At 55.9% G+C, this 18,613-nt stretch carries 17 protein-coding genes; 7 read left to right on the top strand and 10 right to left on the bottom strand.

Translation table 11 applies throughout. The features are described 5' to 3' along the window. The first annotated feature begins 28 nt into the window (after positions 1 to 28). From JJE36_01115 to idi, 3 genes are all read left to right on the top strand, one after another. Positions 29 to 1,525 carry a UbiD family decarboxylase gene (locus JJE36_01115; protein MBK5210918.1) on the top strand — a complete coding sequence of 499 codons (1,497 nt, stop codon included), beginning with the start codon at positions 29 to 31 and terminating at the stop codon, positions 1,523 to 1,525. 116 nt (positions 1,526 to 1,641) lie between these two features. Next, entirely contained in the window at positions 1,642 to 2,889 is a 1,248-nt protein-coding gene (locus JJE36_01120) for a bifunctional 3,4-dihydroxy-2-butanone-4-phosphate synthase/GTP cyclohydrolase II (protein ID MBK5210919.1), read from the top strand. Beyond that, positions 2,886 to 3,491 (top strand): isopentenyl-diphosphate Delta-isomerase, encoded by a 606-nt coding sequence (idi, locus tag JJE36_01125; GenBank protein ID MBK5210920.1) that lies wholly within the window; start codon positions 2,886 to 2,888, stop codon positions 3,489 to 3,491. The genes JJE36_01120 and idi overlap by 4 nt, the downstream gene beginning before the upstream one ends. On the opposite strand, the gene JJE36_01130 is transcribed toward idi, so the two are convergent. Further along, positions 3,472 to 4,605, bottom strand: a complete 1,134-nt coding sequence (locus JJE36_01130; GenBank protein MBK5210921.1) for an aminotransferase class V-fold PLP-dependent enzyme — start codon at positions 4,603 to 4,605, stop codon at positions 3,472 to 3,474. The genes idi and JJE36_01130 overlap by 20 nt on opposite strands. 340 nt (positions 4,606 to 4,945) lie before the next feature. Between JJE36_01130 and JJE36_01135 the strand changes: the two genes are divergently transcribed. From JJE36_01135 to JJE36_01150, 4 genes are all read left to right on the top strand, one after another. Further along, positions 4,946 to 8,134, top strand: a complete 3,189-nt coding sequence (locus tag JJE36_01135) for a molybdopterin-dependent oxidoreductase (GenBank protein ID MBK5210922.1) — start codon at positions 4,946 to 4,948, stop codon at positions 8,132 to 8,134. Positions 8,135 to 8,139: 5 nt separating this feature from the next. Next, on the top strand, positions 8,140 to 9,066 hold the full coding sequence (locus JJE36_01140) for a 4Fe-4S dicluster domain-containing protein (protein MBK5210923.1): 927 nt from the start codon (positions 8,140 to 8,142) through the stop codon (positions 9,064 to 9,066). Then, positions 9,066 to 9,740: a cytochrome b/b6 domain-containing protein gene (locus tag JJE36_01145; protein ID MBK5210924.1), complete on the top strand. Its 675-nt coding sequence runs from the start codon at positions 9,066 to 9,068 to the stop codon at positions 9,738 to 9,740. The genes JJE36_01140 and JJE36_01145 overlap by 1 nt, the downstream gene beginning before the upstream one ends. 82 nt (positions 9,741 to 9,822) lie before the next feature. After that, a complete protein-coding gene (locus JJE36_01150; GenBank protein MBK5210925.1) occupies positions 9,823 to 10,677 on the top strand; it encodes a formate dehydrogenase accessory protein FdhE in 855 nt (284 codons plus the stop codon). A gap of 83 nt (positions 10,678 to 10,760) precedes the next feature. Here JJE36_01150 and JJE36_01155 read toward each other — a convergent pair whose 3' ends face one another. The 9 genes from JJE36_01155 to JJE36_01195 are packed head-to-tail and all read right to left on the bottom strand — an operon-like array spanning position 10,761 to position 18,602. Continuing rightward, positions 10,761 to 11,693 carry a molybdenum cofactor biosynthesis protein gene (locus tag JJE36_01155; GenBank protein MBK5210926.1) on the bottom strand — a complete coding sequence of 311 codons (933 nt, stop codon included), beginning with the start codon at positions 11,691 to 11,693 and terminating at the stop codon, positions 10,761 to 10,763. Then, positions 11,671 to 12,186: a cyclic pyranopterin monophosphate synthase MoaC gene (moaC, locus tag JJE36_01160; protein ID MBK5210927.1), complete on the bottom strand. Its 516-nt coding sequence runs from the start codon at positions 12,184 to 12,186 to the stop codon at positions 11,671 to 11,673. Before moaC ends, JJE36_01155 begins: the two co-directional genes overlap by 23 nt. Before the next feature lie 9 nt (positions 12,187 to 12,195). Further along, positions 12,196 to 13,200: a GTP 3',8-cyclase MoaA gene (moaA, locus tag JJE36_01165; GenBank protein ID MBK5210928.1), complete on the bottom strand. Its 1,005-nt coding sequence runs from the start codon at positions 13,198 to 13,200 to the stop codon at positions 12,196 to 12,198. Further along, on the bottom strand, positions 13,196 to 13,723 hold the full coding sequence (gene mobB, locus JJE36_01170) for a molybdopterin-guanine dinucleotide biosynthesis protein B (GenBank protein MBK5210929.1): 528 nt from the start codon (positions 13,721 to 13,723) through the stop codon (positions 13,196 to 13,198). Before mobB ends, moaA begins: the two co-directional genes overlap by 5 nt. Positions 13,724 to 13,735: 12 nt before the next feature. Next, complete coding sequence (locus tag JJE36_01175; protein MBK5210930.1) at positions 13,736 to 13,963, bottom strand: hypothetical protein; 228 nt, start codon at positions 13,961 to 13,963, stop codon at positions 13,736 to 13,738. Then, on the bottom strand, positions 13,963 to 15,258 hold the full coding sequence (locus tag JJE36_01180) for a molybdopterin molybdotransferase MoeA (GenBank protein ID MBK5210931.1): 1,296 nt from the start codon (positions 15,256 to 15,258) through the stop codon (positions 13,963 to 13,965). Before JJE36_01180 ends, JJE36_01175 begins: the two co-directional genes overlap by 1 nt. 4 nt (positions 15,259 to 15,262) lie before the next feature. Further along, entirely contained in the window at positions 15,263 to 16,741 is a 1,479-nt protein-coding gene (gene fdhD / locus JJE36_01185; GenBank protein ID MBK5210932.1) for a formate dehydrogenase accessory sulfurtransferase FdhD, read from the bottom strand. A 17-nt stretch (positions 16,742 to 16,758) separates the two neighbouring features. Next, entirely contained in the window at positions 16,759 to 17,871 is a 1,113-nt protein-coding gene (locus JJE36_01190; protein ID MBK5210933.1) for an ABC transporter ATP-binding protein, read from the bottom strand. After that, on the bottom strand, positions 17,871 to 18,602 hold the full coding sequence (locus tag JJE36_01195) for an ABC transporter permease (GenBank protein ID MBK5210934.1): 732 nt from the start codon (positions 18,600 to 18,602) through the stop codon (positions 17,871 to 17,873). Before JJE36_01195 ends, JJE36_01190 begins: the two co-directional genes overlap by 1 nt. Between the last annotated feature and the right edge of the window lie 11 nt (positions 18,603 to 18,613).

The raw sequence follows: 18,613 nt of genomic DNA on the forward strand, positions 1-18,613 counted from the left end.
GAACAACACCAACACGAAGGAGGGTTTTATGGCTGAGAACAACACCAACTCCGACACCGACTTCCGCTCCATCCTGGAGCTCCTGAAGTCGCATCCGGGCCAGCTGCTCGAGACCGATGTCCTAGTCGATCCGAACGCCGAGCTGTCCGGTGTGTACCGCCACGTGGGAGCCGGCGGCACCGTCATGCGACCCACACGCATCGGCCCCATGATGGTATTCAATAACGTCAAGGGTCACGAAGGCGCGCGCGTCGCCATCGGGGTGCTCGCGAGCCGCGAGCGCGTCGGCATCATGCTCGGCTGCGACCCGAAGCGCCTCGGCTTCCTGCTCAAGGATGCCGTCGCCAACGCGATCGCACCGATCACGGTCGGCGCGGACAAGGCCCTGTGTCAGGAAGTGGTGCATCTTGCGACCGAGCCCGGGTTCGACATCCGGAAGCTGCTTCCCGCGCCCACGAACACGACCGAGGACGCCGGCCCCTACGTGACGATGGGCATGTGCTACGCCTCCGACCCGGAGACGGGCGAGTCCGACGTGACGATCCACCGGCTGTGCCTGCAAAGCGCCGACGAGATCTCGATGTACTTCGTCCCGGGCGCCCGTCACCTGACGGTCTTCCGCGAGAAGGCCGAGAAGGCCGGCAAGGCGCTCCCGATCTCCATCAGCATCGGCGTCGATCCCGCGGCCGAGATCGCCGCGTGCTTCGAGCCGCCGACGACCCCGCTCGGATTCAACGAGCTGAGCATCGCCGGAGCCATCCGCAAGCGTGCTGTGGAACTGGTCCAGTGCCTGACGATCGACGAGAAGGCCATCGCGAATGCCGAGTACGTCATCGAGGGCGAGCTCATCCCCGGCGTGCGTGTCCGTGAGGACCAGAACACCAACACCGGCAAGGCCATGCCCGAGTTCCCGGGCTACACCGGCGGCGCCGTCGCCGAGCTGCCCGTCATCAAAGTCACGGCCATCACGCATCGCACCAACCCGATCATGCAGACCGTGATCGGCCCTAGCGAGGAGCACGTCAATCTCGCGGGCATCCCGACCGAGGCAAGCATCCTCAGCATGGTCGAGCGGGCCATGCCCGGACGTCTGCTCAACGTCTACTCGCACTCGTCCGGTGGCGGAAAGTACATGGCCGTCATGCAGTTCAAGAAGACGGTGCCGAGCGACGAGGGGCGCCAGCGTCAGGCCGCCCTGCTCGCGTTCTCAGCGTTCTCGGAGCTCAAGCACGTGGTGCTCGTCGACGAGGACGTCGACCCGTTCGACAGCAACGATGTGATGTGGTCGCTGAACACCCGGTACCAGGGCGACATCGACACGATCTTCATCCCCGGCGTGCGCTGTCACCCGCTGGACCCGTCTCAGAGCCCCGAGTACAACCCGGCGCTCCGCGACAAGGGTATCTCGTGCAAGACAATCTTCGACTGTACGGTGCCGTTTAAGCTGAAGGACAAGTTCAAGCGCGCCGAGTTCATGGACGTCGACCCCGCCAAGTGGGCGCCGTCGCTGTTCGAGAAGAAGTAGCAGCACCGGAGCGGCTCGGGGGTCCCCTCGAGGCATTATCGCAGCGGGGCTCCCGGTCCGGGAGCCCCGCATCGTGTGTACATCTCGATACCGAAGAAGGGTGTGTGAGCGCTGTGATCCCCAGCTCGCCGTTTTCAACAATCAAGGAGGGGCTCGCCGACATCGCTGCCGGCCGCATGCTCGTGGTGGTCGATGATGAGGATCGCGAGAACGAGGGCGACCTCGTCATGGCCGCGTCCAAGGCTACTCCCGACGCCATCAACTTCATGATCACCCAGGGTCGCGGTCTCGTGTGCCTCCCGCTGACGGGGGAGCGCCTGGCGGAACTCAAGATCCCGCCGATGACCGAGACGAACACCTCGGAGCAGGGCACCGCTTTCCACGTCGCGATCGGGGCCGGCAAGATCACGACCGGCATCTCGTCCGCCGACCGCTGTAACACGGTGCTCGCCGCAATCGACCCGGCCACGCGTCCTGAGGACATTTCGATGCCCGGGCACGTGTTCCCGCTCAAGGCCCGCTCCGGCGGCGTGCTTGAGCGCGCAGGGCACACGGAGGCCGCCATCGATCTCGCGCGCCTCGCCGGCCTGATCCCTGCCGGAGTCATCTGTGAGATCCTCAATTCCGACGGCACGATGGCCCGTCGTCCTCAACTCGAGGCCTTTACGCAGGAGCACGGCCTCAAGATGATCACCGTGGCCGATCTCATCGGCTACCGGCGGCGCACTGAGAAGCTCGTCGACCGCACGTCAACGGTCAATCTGCCCACGCGCTTCGGTGAGTTCACCGCGTACGGCTACACGAGCCGTGTGGACGATCAGACCCATGTCGCCCTTGTCGTCGGTGACGTCGCCGGCAAAGAGAATGTGCTCGTCCGCGTTCACTCGGAGTGCCTCACCGGGGACGTCCTGCACTCGCTGCGTTGCGACTGCGGTGCCCAACTCGACGAGGCGATGAAGCGAGTGCAGGCCCAAGGCGAGGGCGTGGTCCTCTATATCGTCGGGCATGAGGGCCGTGGCATCGGTCTGTCCAACAAACTGAAGGCCTACGAATTGCAGGAGCACGGCTACGACACGGTCGAGGCCAACGAAGAACTCGGCTTCCCCGCCGACCTCCGCGACTACAGTATCGGCGCGCAGATCCTCGTCGACCTGGGTCTCAGATCTATCCGGTTGATGACCAACAATCCGAGCAAGATCGTTGGGATCGAAGGCTATGGCCTCACCATCACGGAGCAGGTCCCGCTCGAGATCGAGGCGTGCCCCGAGGACTACCAATACCTGCGCACCAAGAGAGACAGGATGGGTCACAAATTGACCTTGAGCGACACCGCGCCTCAACAGGAGAAAGGTCAGGGTGCATGACGGCACGAAACGAACCGCCCACCGAGCCTGCGGTCTCAGGCACCACGACCGCCGCATGGCGCCGAGATGAGGAAGTGATCTGCGTGGACCGAGACGACAACGAGGTAGGACCCGTTTCGCGAATCGCCGCCCACGGGCTCGACTGCAGCCTGCACCGAGCGTTTATGGTGCTGCTCATCGACGAGGCCGGCCGGCTGGTGTTGTGCCGACGAAGCGAGCACAAGCTGCTGTGGCCGCTCTACTGGGCAGACACCTGCGCAGGTCATCCGAGGCCGGGGGAAGATATCTTGGAAGCTGCCCGTAGACACCTGCAAGAGGAGGTGGGTTGCGCGGCGGAACTCAACTCGCTTGGACACTTCGTGTACAGAGCCCAGTATCAGGGCATCGGATGCGAGCATGAGCTTTGCCACGTGTTTGCAGGTCGCACCTGCGGCGACCTCTCTCCCAATCCTGCCGAGGTGTCCGAAATAGCCTTCTTCGACCCGAAGCACTTGGATATCCTGATGAGGGAGCGGCCGCAGGACTTCGTCCCGTGGCTTGTAACGTGCCTGCGGACCTTCCCGGCCTCCGCGTTCGTGGCGGCTAGCGAAAAATTTCAGTGAGCGCTCGGATTGTCGATTCGATATCCTCGAATGACGTTTCGTGTGAAAAACTGAACCGCACCGCTCCCCCCGATTGAAACGTCTCGAGGTGTTTATGCAACTTCGGAGCGCAATGAATACCGGGACGTGTTGCAATCCCGTACTTGCGTGACAACATAAAAGCGAGTTCATCGGGTGAATGACGATCCGAGGTTACCGAAACAATCGGCAAACGACGACCGCCCCCCGCTCCGAGAACGCGTATCCCCTCGATACCGCCGATTCCCTCGATAAGCGCCTTCGTTCTCTCAGCTTCTTCACGCTCGATCTCTTCGAGCGAACGATTCTCGTTTTCAAGGGCTGCCCTCAACGCCATGATGGCCGGCAGCGGCTCGGTCCCCGCTTCATAAGATGTCGGCCTTTCCAGCGGGGGGACCGACTCATCGCCAAAACCCGTGCCCCCCGTAATGAGGGGCTGCGGCTTGAAATCTTCTCGCAAATACAGAACGCCGATGCCTTTAACGCCGCGCAGACCCTTGTGACCTGAGCAAATCCAGGCGGCAGGGTTCAGTGTCGCGAGGTTGACGGGGATGTGACCACCGGCCTGTGCGCCGTCCACGATAACGGGGATGCCGTGCTTATTCCCCAATGCGCAAATCTCCTCCACGGGTTGGAGCAAACCGGTAACGTTAGAGCCATGCTGGCAGATAATCGCCGCCGCCCTGTCGTCATGAGCGAGAGACTGCTCCAACTCGGAAACATCTACGCGTCCCGCTGCATCCGACGCCAGCCACTCGACCTCGACTCCGCAAGCCGCAAGCTCGGCAAGCGGACGCAAAACAGCGTTGTGCTCCGAAATGCTCACGAGCACTTTGTCGCCCGGTTTTAAGTAACCTTTAAGCACAAGATTAGTTCCGTACGTCGCGCCCGGAACGAAAATGAAATTATCGGCTGAGTCGCACGAAAAATAATGAGCTACCACACTGCGCGCGTGGGCAAGTTCTCTATCGGCGAGCGAAGGAAGCCCACGCGAAGAGCTCCCGAGAACATCGGCGCTTTGAGCTAACGCGTCAATCGTGGCTTTGCTTTTCGGCCACGACGTAGTAGCCTCGTCCATATAGATTTTACGTGTCATGCAAGTCTCCTTTTATGAACAATCGATACATCAAACGATATAGCAATTGTTCATAATTTACCAAAAATTTCCGATGGCGCGCAGAGAACGACCGCTAAATTTCCGATGGCGCGCAGGGAACGGCACTAAGGAGGTTCCACAATTAAGTTCACGCCAACTCAGATATATATGCTACCCTAAACCTATCTTGTGCCCGACGTCGCGCCATTCCTTCACAGGGATACCGATAACTGAATTCACAGGGATACCGATAACTGAATATTGCGAGAAAGGAGCAGCCTGACAAGCAAAGAACTTGTTTCAGTCGATTCTTTTAAGTGAGTTAAGAGAGAGGTGAACTATGGATAATATCTCCCGTAGAGACTTTCTCAAAGTATCAGGCTTTGGTGCTGCTTTCGCGGCGGGCACGGTTGGTGGACTAATCTCTGCTGATTCCGGTTTCGCTGCTGAAGCGTACAAGCCTCTTGCATTGAGAATTAAGGGGGCCACCGAAACAACCACCATCTGTTGTTATTGTTCTGTTGGTTGTGGCGGTATCTGTTCAGTTGTTGACGGGAAACTCGTTAACTTTGAGGGTGATCCCGATCACCCGATTAACCAAGGTGGTATGTGCGCAAAGGGCATGGCACAATTCAATGTTGTGAATATCTATGACCCGAAGACAGGGGCAGTAAAGCCGAACCCTGCAAGGCTCACAACACCGATGTATCGTGCGAAGGGTTCTTCCGAATGGAAGGAAATTTCTTGGCAAAAAGCGATTCAAGAAATTGCGAAAAGAACCAAGAGCCTTCGCGACAAAACTTTTGAAACAAAAAATGAAAGCGGCGTAACGGTGAACCGCACAAACGCCATAGGATGGCTCGGAGGAGCCGCCCTTGACAACGAGGAATGCGCTGTTCTCGCAAAACTCGCGCGTTCTCTCGGTATCGTCTACATCGAGCATCAAGCCCGTATTTGACACAGCTCATCTGTTTCCGGTCTTGGAAACTCATTTGGGCGCGGCGCGATGACCAACCACTTTACCGACATGGCCAATTCAGACGTCATTGTCGCTTGTGGTGCTAACCCTGCCGAGAACCACCCTGCTACCTTGCGTCACATCTTGAAAGCACGTGAGCATGGAGCAACTTTTATCGTTATCGATCCTCGTTACACGAAAAGTGCGGCGGTCGCTGACAAATACTATCCGCTTCGTTCAGGCACGGATATCGCGCTCTTCGGTGCGATCACAAACTACCTGCTTCAGAACAACCTCGTAAACGAGGAGTACGTTAAGTCGTATACGAACGCGTCTTACCTCATCAATCCCGGTTACAACTTTGAAGACGGTATGTTCGCTGGCTGGACTGAAAAGGACGGTAAATTTTCGTATGACACTACACAGTGGGCATATCAGGTAGCTTCGCTGGCCGATTGGGACACTTCAGCAACCGGTGCGTTCGCATGGACCAAGGGCAAGAATGTTCCGAAATTCACCACCCCGAAGATTCCTACCGTAAAGCAAGACCCGACCCTGCAAGATCCTCAGTGCGTATTCCAGTTGATGAAGAAGCACTATGAGCGTTACACCCCTCAGATGGTCGAGGATGTCGTCGGTATGACCAAGGAGCAGTTCGAGGAATTAGCTAAGGTTGTCGCGAGCACCTGCACCGATGATCGTTCAGCTACCTTCGTGTACGCTATGGGACTCACCCAGCACACAATTGGTTCTCAGAACATCCGCGGACTCTCAATCATCCAGCTCTTACTCGGTAACATGGGTATCGCCGGTGGCGGAATCAATGCGTTGCGTGGAGAAGGAAACGTCCAGGGTTCAACCGACTGGGCTCTTCTCTTCAATAACCTCCCCGGTTATCTCAGCGTACCCGCTGCAGCCAAGCACCCGACACTCAGCGACTATCTCTCTGTTGAGACAACGGCTGCCGGTTATTCAACGAACAGGGCGAAGTTCATAGTCGCAATGCTCCGCGAATTCTACGGCGCAAACGCAACGGCAAGCAATGACTATTGCTACGACCTGTTGCCGAAGATCGAGCCGAAGAACTATTCGTGGATGCCTTTGTTCGAGGCCATGAACGAGGGAACCATCAAGGGGCTCTTCTGCTGGGGCCAAAACCCCGCGCTCGGCGGACCTAACGGTAACTTCACAAGGAAAGCCATCTCAAAACTTGACTGGCTGGTTTGCACCGACCTTATGGAGACCGATACCGCCGGCTTTTGGAAGCTCCCGATTACCGCCGGCGAAGATGCTCCCGATCCTGCAAGCATTAACACCGAGGTGTTCCTCCTCCCCGCATGCTCGCACATCGAAAAAGAAGGCACCGTTTCCAATTCGGGTCGCTTGGTCCAGTGGCGCTACAAGGCTATTGAGCCTTTGGGAGAGTCAAAGGACGATGGCGAGATCATAACCTTGCTCCACGAAGAGCTGAAAGGTCTCTACTCAACCGAAGGAGGCGCGTTCCCCGATCCTATTCTCAAGACGAGCTGGGATTACCTCGATGAGAACGGAGAGTTCAGTTCTCGCAAAGTCGCCCACGCGATAAACGGTTACACCACGGTCGATAATAAGAAGATCCCCAACTTGGTTTCTCTCACCGCCGATGGCTCAACCGCTTGCATGAACTGGATTTACTCCGGTTCCTTCAACAACAACGACTCGGATAACCCAGCCGATCAGCCATGCGGCGCGCGCGATTCGAGCGACGCCACCCTGGCAAACGGCACGGGCGGCTTAAACCAGTTCCCGCAGTGGGCATGGGCGTGGCCGATGAACCGTCGCGTTCTTTACAACCGCGCGTCTACCTTTAAAGACACCGGTAAAGCCCGCAACCCGAAACGTATGTTGGTCGAGTGGAACACCAAGGTAGGCAACTGGGATCGCAACGATGTCCCCGACTTCGGATTCCAAAAGTCCCAGCCTGACGGCACCTTCATCGGTATCCCACCGGAGAAGTGCACGGCGTTCTTTATGAACACCGAACTTGTCGGACGACTCTTCGCCGCGGGTATGAAAGAAGGCCCGTTTACCGAGCATTACGAACCGGTCGAGTCCCCCGTTAAGAACAAGCTGTCAAAGACCGAGTCCAACCCGCTCGCGATGGTTTTCGATTCAGCCAAAAAAGGCGATGCGTCCAAGTATCCGATTGTCTGCTCGACTATTCGTGTTGTCGAGCATTGGCAGACAGGTAACTTTACGCGAAACAGCCCGTGGCTCGCAGAGGCGATGCCATTCATGTTCGTCGAAATTCCTGAAGAATTAGCTAAGGAAAAGGGCATTAAAAGCGGCGATGAAGTCGAGGTATTCAACAATCGCGGAAAGATCGTTGTAAAAGCGATGGTAACGAAGCGCCTCAAGCCGTTCAAACTCAGCGGTAAAACTGTTTATGAGATAACCATGCCTTGGCATTGGGGCAAACTCGGAATCGCCACCGGCGAAAGCGCGAACTCGCTCACGCCGAATTTCGGCGATCCGAATTCATCTATTCCTGAATCGAAAGCGTTTCTTGTCGATATCAGGAAGGCGGGGTGATTCAAATGACTATAGAAGCTAAAGATGTTGCGATTTATTACGATGCATCAAAGTGTACGGCCTGCAAAGGATGTCAGGTTGCCTGCAAGCAGTGGAACCAGCTTCCTTCTGCGTTGAGTACTGAGGATGTTAAGTTCAGCGATTCATTTGAATACCCCCCGAACAACAGCGGAGACACCTGGCTCCACATCGGTTTTGATGAGGGCGAGGATTCAAAAGGTGACTTCCGTTGGGCGTTTGGACGCGTCTCCTGCCAGCACTGCACTGACGCCGCTTGCGTAAGCGTCTGCCCTTCAGGCGCCTGCCACAAAACTCCTCAGGGAGCCGTCGTTATCGACAAGGAGCTCTGCATCGGCTGCGAGTATTGCGTTGCCGCATGCCCCTTCAGCGTACCGAAGCTCCGTGAGCGCGATAACAAAACACGGAAATGCTGGATGTGCTTGGACCGTATCGAAAACGGAAAAAGGCCGGCCTGCGTTAGCACCTGCCCGACCGGCGCGCTCGACTTCGGCGATCGTTATGAATTGATCGCTCGGGCAAAAGCTCGGGTTGAGGAAATCAAGCCGACCAAGCCGGATGCGGTTGTTTACGGCATCAAGGAAATGGGCGGCCTGCATGTTATCCAGGTTCTCCCTTACGGAGCGAAGGCGGCTGGCCTGCCGGAGGATCCAAAGGTAAGCGCTCTCACGCTTGCTTCAAAGTACATGAAACCGATTACCGGAATCGGCGCGCTCGCCGTCGCAGGATTTTCTGCCCTCGCATGGTTTAGGGGACGCGGCGCTGAGCATGGTCCTGAAGACCTGTCCTACGATCCAAAGACGGGAACCACCTACGATAAGGGCGTTCCTATCGATCACGACGAGCCTTTGGCCAAGGATGGTATCGGCGATACTGCTGCAGAAGCATCCAAACAGGAGAGGGGAGGAGAATAATGACTAAGTACATTAAACGCCACGACAAATTCGCGCGTGCAAACCATTGGGCTTTCTCAGTCGGAGGAGTCGTTCTCGGACTTACCGGACTTCTTCTCTTTATCCCGGGCTTGGGACGACTTGTCGGCTATGACACGTTGAAAACGGCAACGATTATCCACCGGATTTTCGCGGTCTGCTTCATCATGATTCCGGCGATTTCCTGGATTATCCGTCCGGCGAACCTCAAGCATACATTCCACAACCTCTTTATGAAGTGGGATGACGATGACAAAGAGTTCATGAAGTTGTTCTTCCCCTATATGCTCAATCCGAAGAAGTACCACATGCCAAAGCAGCAGTTCGTCAAGTCTGGACAGCGTTTTTCAGATATCTTGATGTACCTCTGCATCTTTGGCATCGCCCTTTCCGGTATTCTTCTCTGGGCCGGCTCCAATATCGTATCCCCCGAGCTCTATCAGATCTGGCTTGCCGGCCATGACCTGTGCTTCCTGGGTATCGGTATAATGTTCCCGATTCATATTTTCCTCGGTGGCGGCATCTTCCAACCATATCACCGCGTTTCGCGTGTTATGTTCGGAGACGGCCTGGTAACCGAGTCGGACGCCCTTTATCACTGGGGCCACTGGGCTGACGAGGAAATCGCTTCTGGAGAAAACATCGTAGAGAAATAACGCTTGTCTGTACTTCCTTCTGCCCTGTGGGTAGCCCTTACGAAAGGGCTACCCACACTAGGAAAAGACCCTTAGGAGAAAAATGGATCTCTCTCAAAGTAAAAAAGCTCTGGAAAACAACATTGAAGAACTGGGAAAACCTTACGTCTCATTTTTCACCGGTCTGTGGGATCTCGAGGAATCGATCGAACCTGTTGACTGGACTCCTGCAGAGCCCGAAAAACTTACCGAGGCGATGAAGAACGGAACGGTCGCATTTTCTCTTGAAGCACCCAGCCTCACCCAGAAGTACGTCCTTGATAATGTTGAATCTTCCCTTGCTTACATCGGCTTATATGTTAAAGAGCTTACAGAGGTAAGCAAAAAGCTTACCGAGTTGCGCGTGAAATACGACGAAGGCGAACTGAGTCTTTCCGAAAAGATGCTCGAGTCGCTTTTTACCGAGCCTGAACAGTTAATAAATGAACTTGCGAAACAGCTTGATGTCCCCGCAGAATCAGAGGCTTATCACTATATCAGCCTTGCAGTGGTGACGGTACTCGAGCCGACCGCAACGCACGCCGCTTCAAAAATCGAAATCCCGAAAGAACCGGGATTTAAAACGGGCAACTGCCCTGTGTGCGGATCCCCGACGACAATCGGAGTTCTCAAAGATGAGGGCGCAGCGAAGGGGTCACCACGTGCGCTGCACTGCTCGTTCTGCGGTTCGAGCTGGAATTACCCCCGCATCAAGTGCACACGGTGCGGAAGCACCAACCCCGAAGACCTTACTTTTCATTTCGACGAGAAAGATATGAACAAACGTATCTACCGGTGTAAGAAGTGCGGTGGTACGCAAAAGATCATGCTCGAATCACTCGAGCCCGTCAAAAGCGACCTTCGCGCCAATGAGCTTCTTATGCTTCCGCTCGAAGAAGCTGTTCTAAAAGCCAAATAGGAATAATCATCGTCACATAAAAAATAATCCCCGAAAGGGGATTATTTTTTGTCTTATGAAGTCGATCCTCGCAGGAGCGCCATTTAGTGCCCTGACCCGTGGACCATCTCAATCGCATGCTCGAACTGATCCTGAATGAATCCGAACGACTCGATAGCCGCTTTCTTCGAGCCGGGGAAGTTGATGATCAGCGATGTTCCTCGCAGGCCTGAAACAGCGCGCGACAAAATCGCGTGGTGCGTGACCTCGTAGGATTTCGCGCGGATTACTTCAGAGATTCCCGGAGCCATTTTGTTACAAACGTTAGCCGTCGCCTCAGGCGTCACGTCGCGCAGGCTGACTCCCGTACCTCCACAGGTGATGACGATGTCGGCTTTCAGATTGTCGACCGCCTCGACGAGCGCCTCCTCGATTGCCGCTTGGTCATCCTTAACGATAACGCGCGGACCGATGTTGTGGCCCTTTTCGCGTACGAGTTTTTCGAGCGCGGCTCCGGCCGTATCGTCTTCAAGCGTGCGGGTATCGGAAACGGTGATGAGTGAAAAGAGCAGGATGCGCGGGGTACGGTCGCAGGTTCCATCGCCGAGCTTGATGAGTTTGATCTCGTCGCCAACCGAAATCTTCGCGGCTTTTCTCACGACGGCGAAGATGCCTTCGCGCGGCATGACGCAGTCGCCAGCCTGGTAGTAAATGGCGCACTTGTTGTGGCAGATCTTGCCAATCTGGCTCAGTTCCAATATGGATTCGCCGACGGAGAACAGTGTGCCGACCGGCCACTCCAACAAATCGACGCCCTCGGTCGTGATGTTTTCAGCAAAATCACCCGCGCCCACGTCGAGCCCTTTGTCCTGCATCTTTTTTATTGACTCAGTGGCTAACAGCGAAACCTGGCGGTGCCAGTCTCCCGCATGCGCGTCGCCTTCAAAGCCTCGGTCGAAAATCAGTTCTCCCGACGTGTAGCACTTTTTTCGGACGGTCTTTTTTTCCGATAGGTTAACTGATACTACTTGTCCCATTGTCTTCTCCTTTTAAAAATATGCCACTAGCGCCTCCGCGCTTTTCCTCAAGCATAATCGAACTTATTTCCATACCGCGATCCATAGCTTTGCACATGTCGTAAATGGTCAGACATGCAACCGAAGCCGCGGTGAGGGCCTCCATCTCGACGCCGGTTTTACCGGTGACGCGCGCCGTGCTGTTAACGCAAAAACCGTAGGTGGCGATTTCGCTGTCCTCGATGGGCTCAAAATCAACGTCGACGGAAGTGAGCGCGAGCGGGTGACAGAGCGGAATCAAATCAGACGTCTTCTTGGCCGCCATAATGCCCGCGATTCGCGCGGTGCCTAAGACATCGCCCTTCTTTATCTGCGCGCCCACAACGGCGTCATACGTCGCCTTATTCATAAATATCTTTCCTGATACGCGTGCGATGCGCTGTGTGCTTTCTTTGTCTCCGACATCGACCATTTTTGCAGAGCCGTCTTGGGCGATGTGGGTTAGTTTCGTCATGTCTTTCATCTATCCTCCAATCGCCGCCATGTCTTTTTGGGTGAAGTTGTGTGCGTCATGATTTTTGGGCTTCATTTTCAATGCTTCTTGCAAAATCGCACGCACACCTTCGGTATCCTTTCGGCGAAGCGCATCGCGCACGTCGATCTCGGCGTCCGAGAACAGACACGGACGCAGCTTACCGTCGGAGGTGAGCCTGAGGCGGTTGCAACTCGCGCAGAAGTGGCGCGACATCGGCGAGATGAACCCGACGGTACCTTGCGCTCCCTCGAACCTATAATAAGACGCCGGTCCGACACCGATGGGACCTTGACCTTCTTCAAGCGGGATGAGCGCGCCCATCCCGTGCTCTTCGGCGGTTGAGGAGATTTGCTTGAAAATCTCCTCGCTACTGACGGCCTCCTCGGCGGCCCAGCCCTGCCCGTCGACGCCCGACGAATGCCCAATGGGCATGTACTCGATAAAGCGGATGTGCAGCGGTCGGTCGAACGAGAGTTTTGCGAAACCATACGGATCCTTGATGAAGGGTCGCACGCCTACCGCGTTGAGTTTGATGGGGCTCAGGCCAGCCTCGAAAGCGGCTTCGATACCCTTGAACACATCTGAAAGTTCCCCACGACGGGTGATGGTTTTGTAGACGTCGGGATCAAGCGTATCGAGCGAGATATTGACGCGGTCGAGTCCTGCTTCTTTAAGCTCCTCGGCGTAACGCGGGAGTAGAATTCCGTTGGTGGTCAGCGAAATATCATCGAGTCCGTCGAGCTTGTGCAGCTCGCGAACGAGGTCGCTAAGGCCCTGACGAACGAGCGGCTCCCCGCCGGTAAGACGAATGTGCGAGATACCCATGGCGACGGCTTCTCGCGCGAGCGCAAGAAGCTCCTCATAGGTCAGAATCTCATCGTGCGCTTTAGGGATTATGCCGTTTTCCGGCATGCAGTAAATACAGCGCAAATTGCACCGGTCGGTGACCGATATGCGCAAATAGTTTATCGTGCGTCCGTGGCTATCCTTAATCATTTTTTTGCCTTTCGATGAAGCGGCGCGCCAAAAAATTGCAAAAACCTTCGCTATCGTTTAAATCATAGACCGGAACCGTGTCCGCGAATTTCCGAGCGAGCGCGGGATTGTTCGTAACGAATGCCTCGACCTCGTCGGGCTCGCATATCGGCTCATCGCTGCGTTCTTTGCGGGACAACTCGACTTTGGGCAGGTCCAGTTTTTTAAATCCTTCGGCGAGCAGAATGTCGCAACCGGCCTCCTGCGCCTGCTTGATGCACTCCTCCATGGTGACTTCGCTCTCAACCTTGCGCACCACGCTGAACTGCATCGGGCTCGACACCATACTGACAACGGCACCCGCACGCGCATGGCGCCAGGAGTCTTTCTTCTCAGTATCCACATCGGTCGCGTGAGCGTGGTGCTTCACCGTCGCGACACGGTAGCCCCGCTCGGTCAAACAGGCGATCACCTTCTCGAGAAATGTCGTTTTTCCCGAGTTGCTCTTGCCGACGAATGTAACTACCGGTGTCCGATTCATGAGTGGCCTCCGTTAAAAACAGCCGAGTCCGCAGTCGTAAACCCTGATGTCCATCTCGTCGATCATCGCACCCACCGATTTCGTGGAAACGCCGTACTTGTGAGCAAGACCGCGCGCGCTCTCGCACTGAATGCGACCGTCCTCGGTGCTTTCGAGAATATCTTTCTTGAGATCCGCGGCTACTTCCGCGATTTTGCCGGTGGTCAAATCAATCTTCGGCTTGTCTTCTGAATGTGCCATTATGCAATTCCTTCTTTCATATCGAGACGAATACATGTAACCTCTTGGCCCTTGTGTGCGGGGTCGAGGCCTTCGGGTAACACGATGAAACAGTTGCCGCGATGCGCCGAGGTGAGCAGCGCTGAGGACTGGCTCCCTTCCACGTGGGCGGCATAGGTTCCGTCCGGCTGCAATTCGACGGTACCGCGCAGGAAATACCTTCTGCCCTGGCGTTTCTTGACGTCATGAGCGAGAACGGCGGTGCATGTCGGACGCAAGAGCTCGGTTGCTCCTTGCATCTTCAACAGTGCGGGTCGGACAAACGTCTCGAACCCGACAAACGTTGAAGTCGGATTACCGGGGAGACCGAAAAACGGAATCGCGGGCTTCCCGGTAGTGGGTATCACTCCGAGCGTTTGAGGCTTTCCGGGACGCATATTGACGGCACTGAACAGCATCTTTCCCAGCTTCTCAAGCACGGGTTTTACATAATCGAAGTCGCCCACCGAAACGCCGCCGCTGGTGATGATGAAGTCGGCGTCTTGGGCGGCTTCGAGAATTGCTTCTTCCGTTGCCTCGTAGGTGTCTTTGATGAGCGGAAAACGCAGAGGAATTCCGCCTGCCTCAAGAACCTGAGCGGCCAGAGAGTAGCTGTTTGAATTGCGGATTTTTCCGCGCGCGGGTTTTTCGGCGATTTCGACGAGTTCGGATCCGGTTGATAAAATCGCCACGCGGGGACGGCGGTAGACTTTCACCGTGCTGTGTCCCGTGGAAGCGAGAAGGCCGACGGCTGCGGGAGTTACGCGCTCGCCGCGGTTTAGAACGGTTTCTCCGGCTTTGGCTTCCTCCCCGGCTTTGCGTATATTGTCGCCTTTGCGCGGCGGCACCGGAAACGCGACTTTAGATCCGATGAGGCCATCGCCCTCGATGATTTCGGTATCCTCGATTTTTATCACGGCGTCCGCGCCTTCGGGCATTGGCGCTCCAGTCATGATACGCATTGCGGTGCCTGCGGTAATCGGATGCTCCGGCCAATCGCCGGCGCCGATGTGCTCGGTAATCTTGAGCTGCACGGGAGTTTGAGCACCCGCGAAATCTTTGGTAAGCACGGCGAAACCGTCCATCGCCGAGTTATCGAAAGGTGCGATGTCGATGTCGCTCAAAACATCCTGTGCGAGGATGCGCTCCAAAGAGCCGAGCGCGTCGACTTCTTCGGCATCTAAAACGTCGACGAGAGAGAGCACCTGTTCCCGCGCGTCCTCGACAGCGATTAAGTTTTGCGTTCCGTGTGTCTGTGTCTGTGTCTGTGTCTGCATTGTGTCAGCCTTCTTCGTTCTCAAATTCTTCCGGTGGTATCAGACGCTCGGGATGAGCGTAGATGACCACTTTTCCGCCGCGAACGTATCCGCCCAGGGTGATACCGAGAGTCTCGGCGATTTCCGCCGCCAAGTCGGTCGCCGCGCTGCGCGACGCAACAAAGGGAATGCGGCATTTCGCTGCTTTGACAATCATTTCGTAAGAAATGCGACCGGTCGAAAGCAGGATTGCGTGCGTCATATCGACGCGCTCGCGCCATGCGTGTCCGAGCAACTTATCGGCTGCGTTGTGTCTGCCGACGTCTTCGCGTACCGCGAGCAGCTCGTTGTTGACGACGAGACCGCACGAATGACTACCTCCATGCTCGCGGTACTCATCGCTGCGCGCCGACATCTCGGCCATCCAGCGATAGAGGTCCGCCGGACCGACATGAATCATCTGCGTGATAGGTTCAAGCCCGCGTGCGTGACCGAGGCTCGAAAACGTGGTGCCTTTACCGCAGCCGCTCGTTACGTAGCGCGTCTTGTATACGAGGCCATCGGGCACGTCCTCATCGGAAGTGACGTAGACGAAGCCGCGCTTCTTATCAACGTCGACGCCCTTGAACTTTTCGCGGTCGGTTAAGAGACCCTCGGTGATGAGAAACCCGATGGCCATATCATCGATGTGCGTAACAGTCGCCTGAACCGTCGCCACCTCGACATCGTTGAGGTAAATGGTGATCGGCGTCTCGGACGGCATCTGGCGTCCGGTCTCCTCCGACATCATGACGCGCACCGGCTGAGGCTTTTCAGCATAGGGCAGCGATGCGAGCCTCTCGAGCAGTTCCTCGTCCTGTTCGGGAGTGGAAAGGCCCATTTTGTCGGCAAGCTCGCGCGCCTCGGCAAGCTCGACTTGCGTGTTGATGTCGAAGAACGACCTGAGGTCCGGGTCGATTTTTTGGATATGCTCAATCGGAATCTCACAGACCCTCAGTTCATCGAACAGCGCAATAAGTCGGCGCCTGCCCGAAGCAATCGCTTTGTCGGCGACGGGAGCTACCGTCGCGGTGCGATACAGCGCGCAGAGCGGCTCGGGTCCGTCGGGCCCCGATGCGAGGACCACGTCGTAACCGTCGGTGTGGCGGTAGAGTTCCTCCACGACCTGCGGCATAATCCACGGCATATCGGCGGCGCATGCGAGTACCCATTCGTCTTTTACTTCTGCCAGAGCAGTGGCGAGTCCGCCAAGCGGGCCCTGATAGGCTACGCTGTCTTTGAGCACCGTGAGGTCTTCGGGCAAATACTCCGTCGGCAAATCTTCGACGCGGTTCGTGACCACGACGACATGATTTGAAAACGCCCCGGCGTTGGCGACCGCGCGCGCAACGAGCGGCAGGCCTCCCAATGGAATCTGCGTTTTATCCATGCCCATGCGCATGGAGCGACCGCCCGCCAGGATGACGGTGGTTATCGGAAGCGATATGGTCTCATTTTCAGTCAAGATTTTAACCTTTGATCTTATTTTTTATGTTGCGGGAATTCAAGGTGGTAAAAAGTGAGAATAGTGTGAACGTGAACGCCGGCTTTGAGCCCGAGTCTCTTGCAGTGCTCTCTCGAAATATGAGATTCAACATTTCCAAGAGGTGTTTGCACCAATACCCGCGCCCGTTCCCCTTGCTCGAAAATGCTCAGGACCGTGCCGTTTGTCGGCAGCCATCGAGCAACATCGGGGACTTTCTCATCCTCGGCAAGAAGCAAAACATCTTCGGGCGCAACAAAGATGTTGAGCTTACTTCCCCCTTCCATTTTATGCTTAAATCCATTTATTTCTTCAGGTGCCAATGTGACAGGTAGATTTTCGCTGCCCAAATGGAGCTCTACCACAGTGCCGTCTGAAGAAATACTCCCCTCAAATTCAACATGCAACGGAGTCGATAAATTGAGAAATTCGCGCGCCTCCGGGTTTTCCGCCGCCCGATAAAAATGATTGACGTCTACTTCGGAGATAATCTCACCGTGCGACATGACGGCAAGGGTGTCGGCGACGCTCAGCGCCTCTTTGCGGTCATGCGTAACATAGACCGCGCTCATCTTCTGTGAGCGCAGGATATGGGAAAACTCCACGGAGATATGCTCTTTCAGATTCGTGTCGAGAGACGAGAGCGGTTCGTCGAGAAGGAGCACAGCGGGCTTGAGCACCAAAGCGCGCGCGAACGCGACGCGCTGCTGCTCGCCGCCGGAAAGCTCGTGCACCGAACGATTCTCATACCCTTCGAGTCCTACGAGCGTAAGTGCTTCCTCAACCAGTGGTCCATATTCCGCGTGGGAGAGATGGCGCAGTTTGAGACCGTATGAGACGTTTTGAATCACCGTTCCCTTGATGAGATACGGGAACTGGAAAACCGCGGCGATGTTCTTGCGTGCGACCTGACGCGTAAGCGGGCGTCCATCAAGTTCGACCGACCCTTGCGTCGGGTTTTCGAGTCCGCCCAAAATGGAGAGAAGCATCGTTTTTCCTGAGCCGGAGGGTCCTAAAATCGCCTTAATTTCTCCCTTTTTCAGCGTGAAAGACGGAATATCAAGCCGGAACGACTTTCTCTGAGCAACGATATCGTGAGCTGATAATTTCATTAATTTATCGCCTTAGTATGTCGATCGCTGCTTGTCTGGCCGAGCGTCACGAATACATTGACCGCAATGATGATCGCCAGTAAAACGATGGCGAGCGCCACCGCCTCAGGATAATTGCCCATGCGCGTAAACTGCACAATCGCGGTCGTCATGACGCGCGTTTCTCCCTCAAGATTGCCGCCGACCATTTGCACGGCGCCGACTTCGGAGATAATCGATCCAAATCCTGCCGCAACCGCGGCAAATAGCACCATTCTGCTTTCTTTCAGTGTGAGAACCGCCTCTTGAATGCGGCTTGCTCCAAGTGAGCGCACTTGGAGCCTGAGCTGCGCGGGCACGGCGGAAACGCCCGAGGCGACAATTGCGGCTACAATCGGTGCTGCAATAACAATCTGTGCGATAACCATCGCTGTTTGAGAGTAGAGGAGCCCTAAATCTCCTAAAGGGCCCCTCCGTGATAACAACATTGATATAAACAGGCCGACCACCGTCGGTGGTAAACCCATACCGGCATTAGCAATAACGAGCGCGGTAGTTCGACTGACAGATCGCCGTGTTCCCAAGTAATAGCCAAACGGGATGCCGATCAACAGAGCGATGGACACGGCAAGCGACGAGACCTTAAGCGATGTGAGGACAATCGTCCAGACGTCGATGACTCCCGAGCTCAGCAGACCGAATCCGCCCTTGATGGCGTCCGTAAATATTGAGAATTTAGCAAAATCTATCATAACTGTGCAAG

It is taken from the genome of Coriobacteriia bacterium (assembly GCA_016649875.1).
Lineage (GTDB): Bacteria > Actinomycetota > Coriobacteriia > WRKU01 > JAENWW01 > JAENWW01.

Bases quoted from the DNA above. Each gene is read 5' to 3' on its own strand.
- JJE36_01115 (MBK5210918.1), top strand. From the start codon at position 29: ATGGCTGAGAACAACACCAACTCCGACACCGACTTCCGCTCCATCCTG.
- idi (MBK5210920.1), top strand. From the start codon at position 2,886: ATGACGGCACGAAACGAACCGCCCACCGAGCCTGCGGTCTCAGGCACC.
- JJE36_01130 (MBK5210921.1), bottom strand. From the start codon at position 4,605: ATGACACGTAAAATCTATATGGACGAGGCTACTACGTCGTGGCCGAAA.
- JJE36_01140 (MBK5210923.1), top strand. From the start codon at position 8,140: ATGACTATAGAAGCTAAAGATGTTGCGATTTATTACGATGCATCAAAG.
- JJE36_01145 (MBK5210924.1), top strand. From the start codon at position 9,066: ATGACTAAGTACATTAAACGCCACGACAAATTCGCGCGTGCAAACCAT.
- JJE36_01150 (MBK5210925.1), top strand. From the start codon at position 9,823: ATGGATCTCTCTCAAAGTAAAAAAGCTCTGGAAAACAACATTGAAGAA.
- JJE36_01155 (MBK5210926.1), bottom strand. From the start codon at position 11,693: ATGGGACAAGTAGTATCAGTTAACCTATCGGAAAAAAAGACCGTCCGA.
- moaC (MBK5210927.1), bottom strand. From the start codon at position 12,186: ATGACGAAACTAACCCACATCGCCCAAGACGGCTCTGCAAAAATGGTC.
- mobB (MBK5210929.1), bottom strand. From the start codon at position 13,723: ATGAATCGGACACCGGTAGTTACATTCGTCGGCAAGAGCAACTCGGGA.
- JJE36_01175 (MBK5210930.1), bottom strand. From the start codon at position 13,963: ATGGCACATTCAGAAGACAAGCCGAAGATTGATTTGACCACCGGCAAA.
- JJE36_01180 (MBK5210931.1), bottom strand. From the start codon at position 15,258: ATGCAGACACAGACACAGACACAGACACACGGAACGCAAAACTTAATC.
- JJE36_01190 (MBK5210933.1), bottom strand. From the start codon at position 17,871: ATGAAATTATCAGCTCACGATATCGTTGCTCAGAGAAAGTCGTTCCGG.
- JJE36_01195 (MBK5210934.1), bottom strand. From the start codon at position 18,602: ATGATAGATTTTGCTAAATTCTCAATATTTACGGACGCCATCAAGGGC.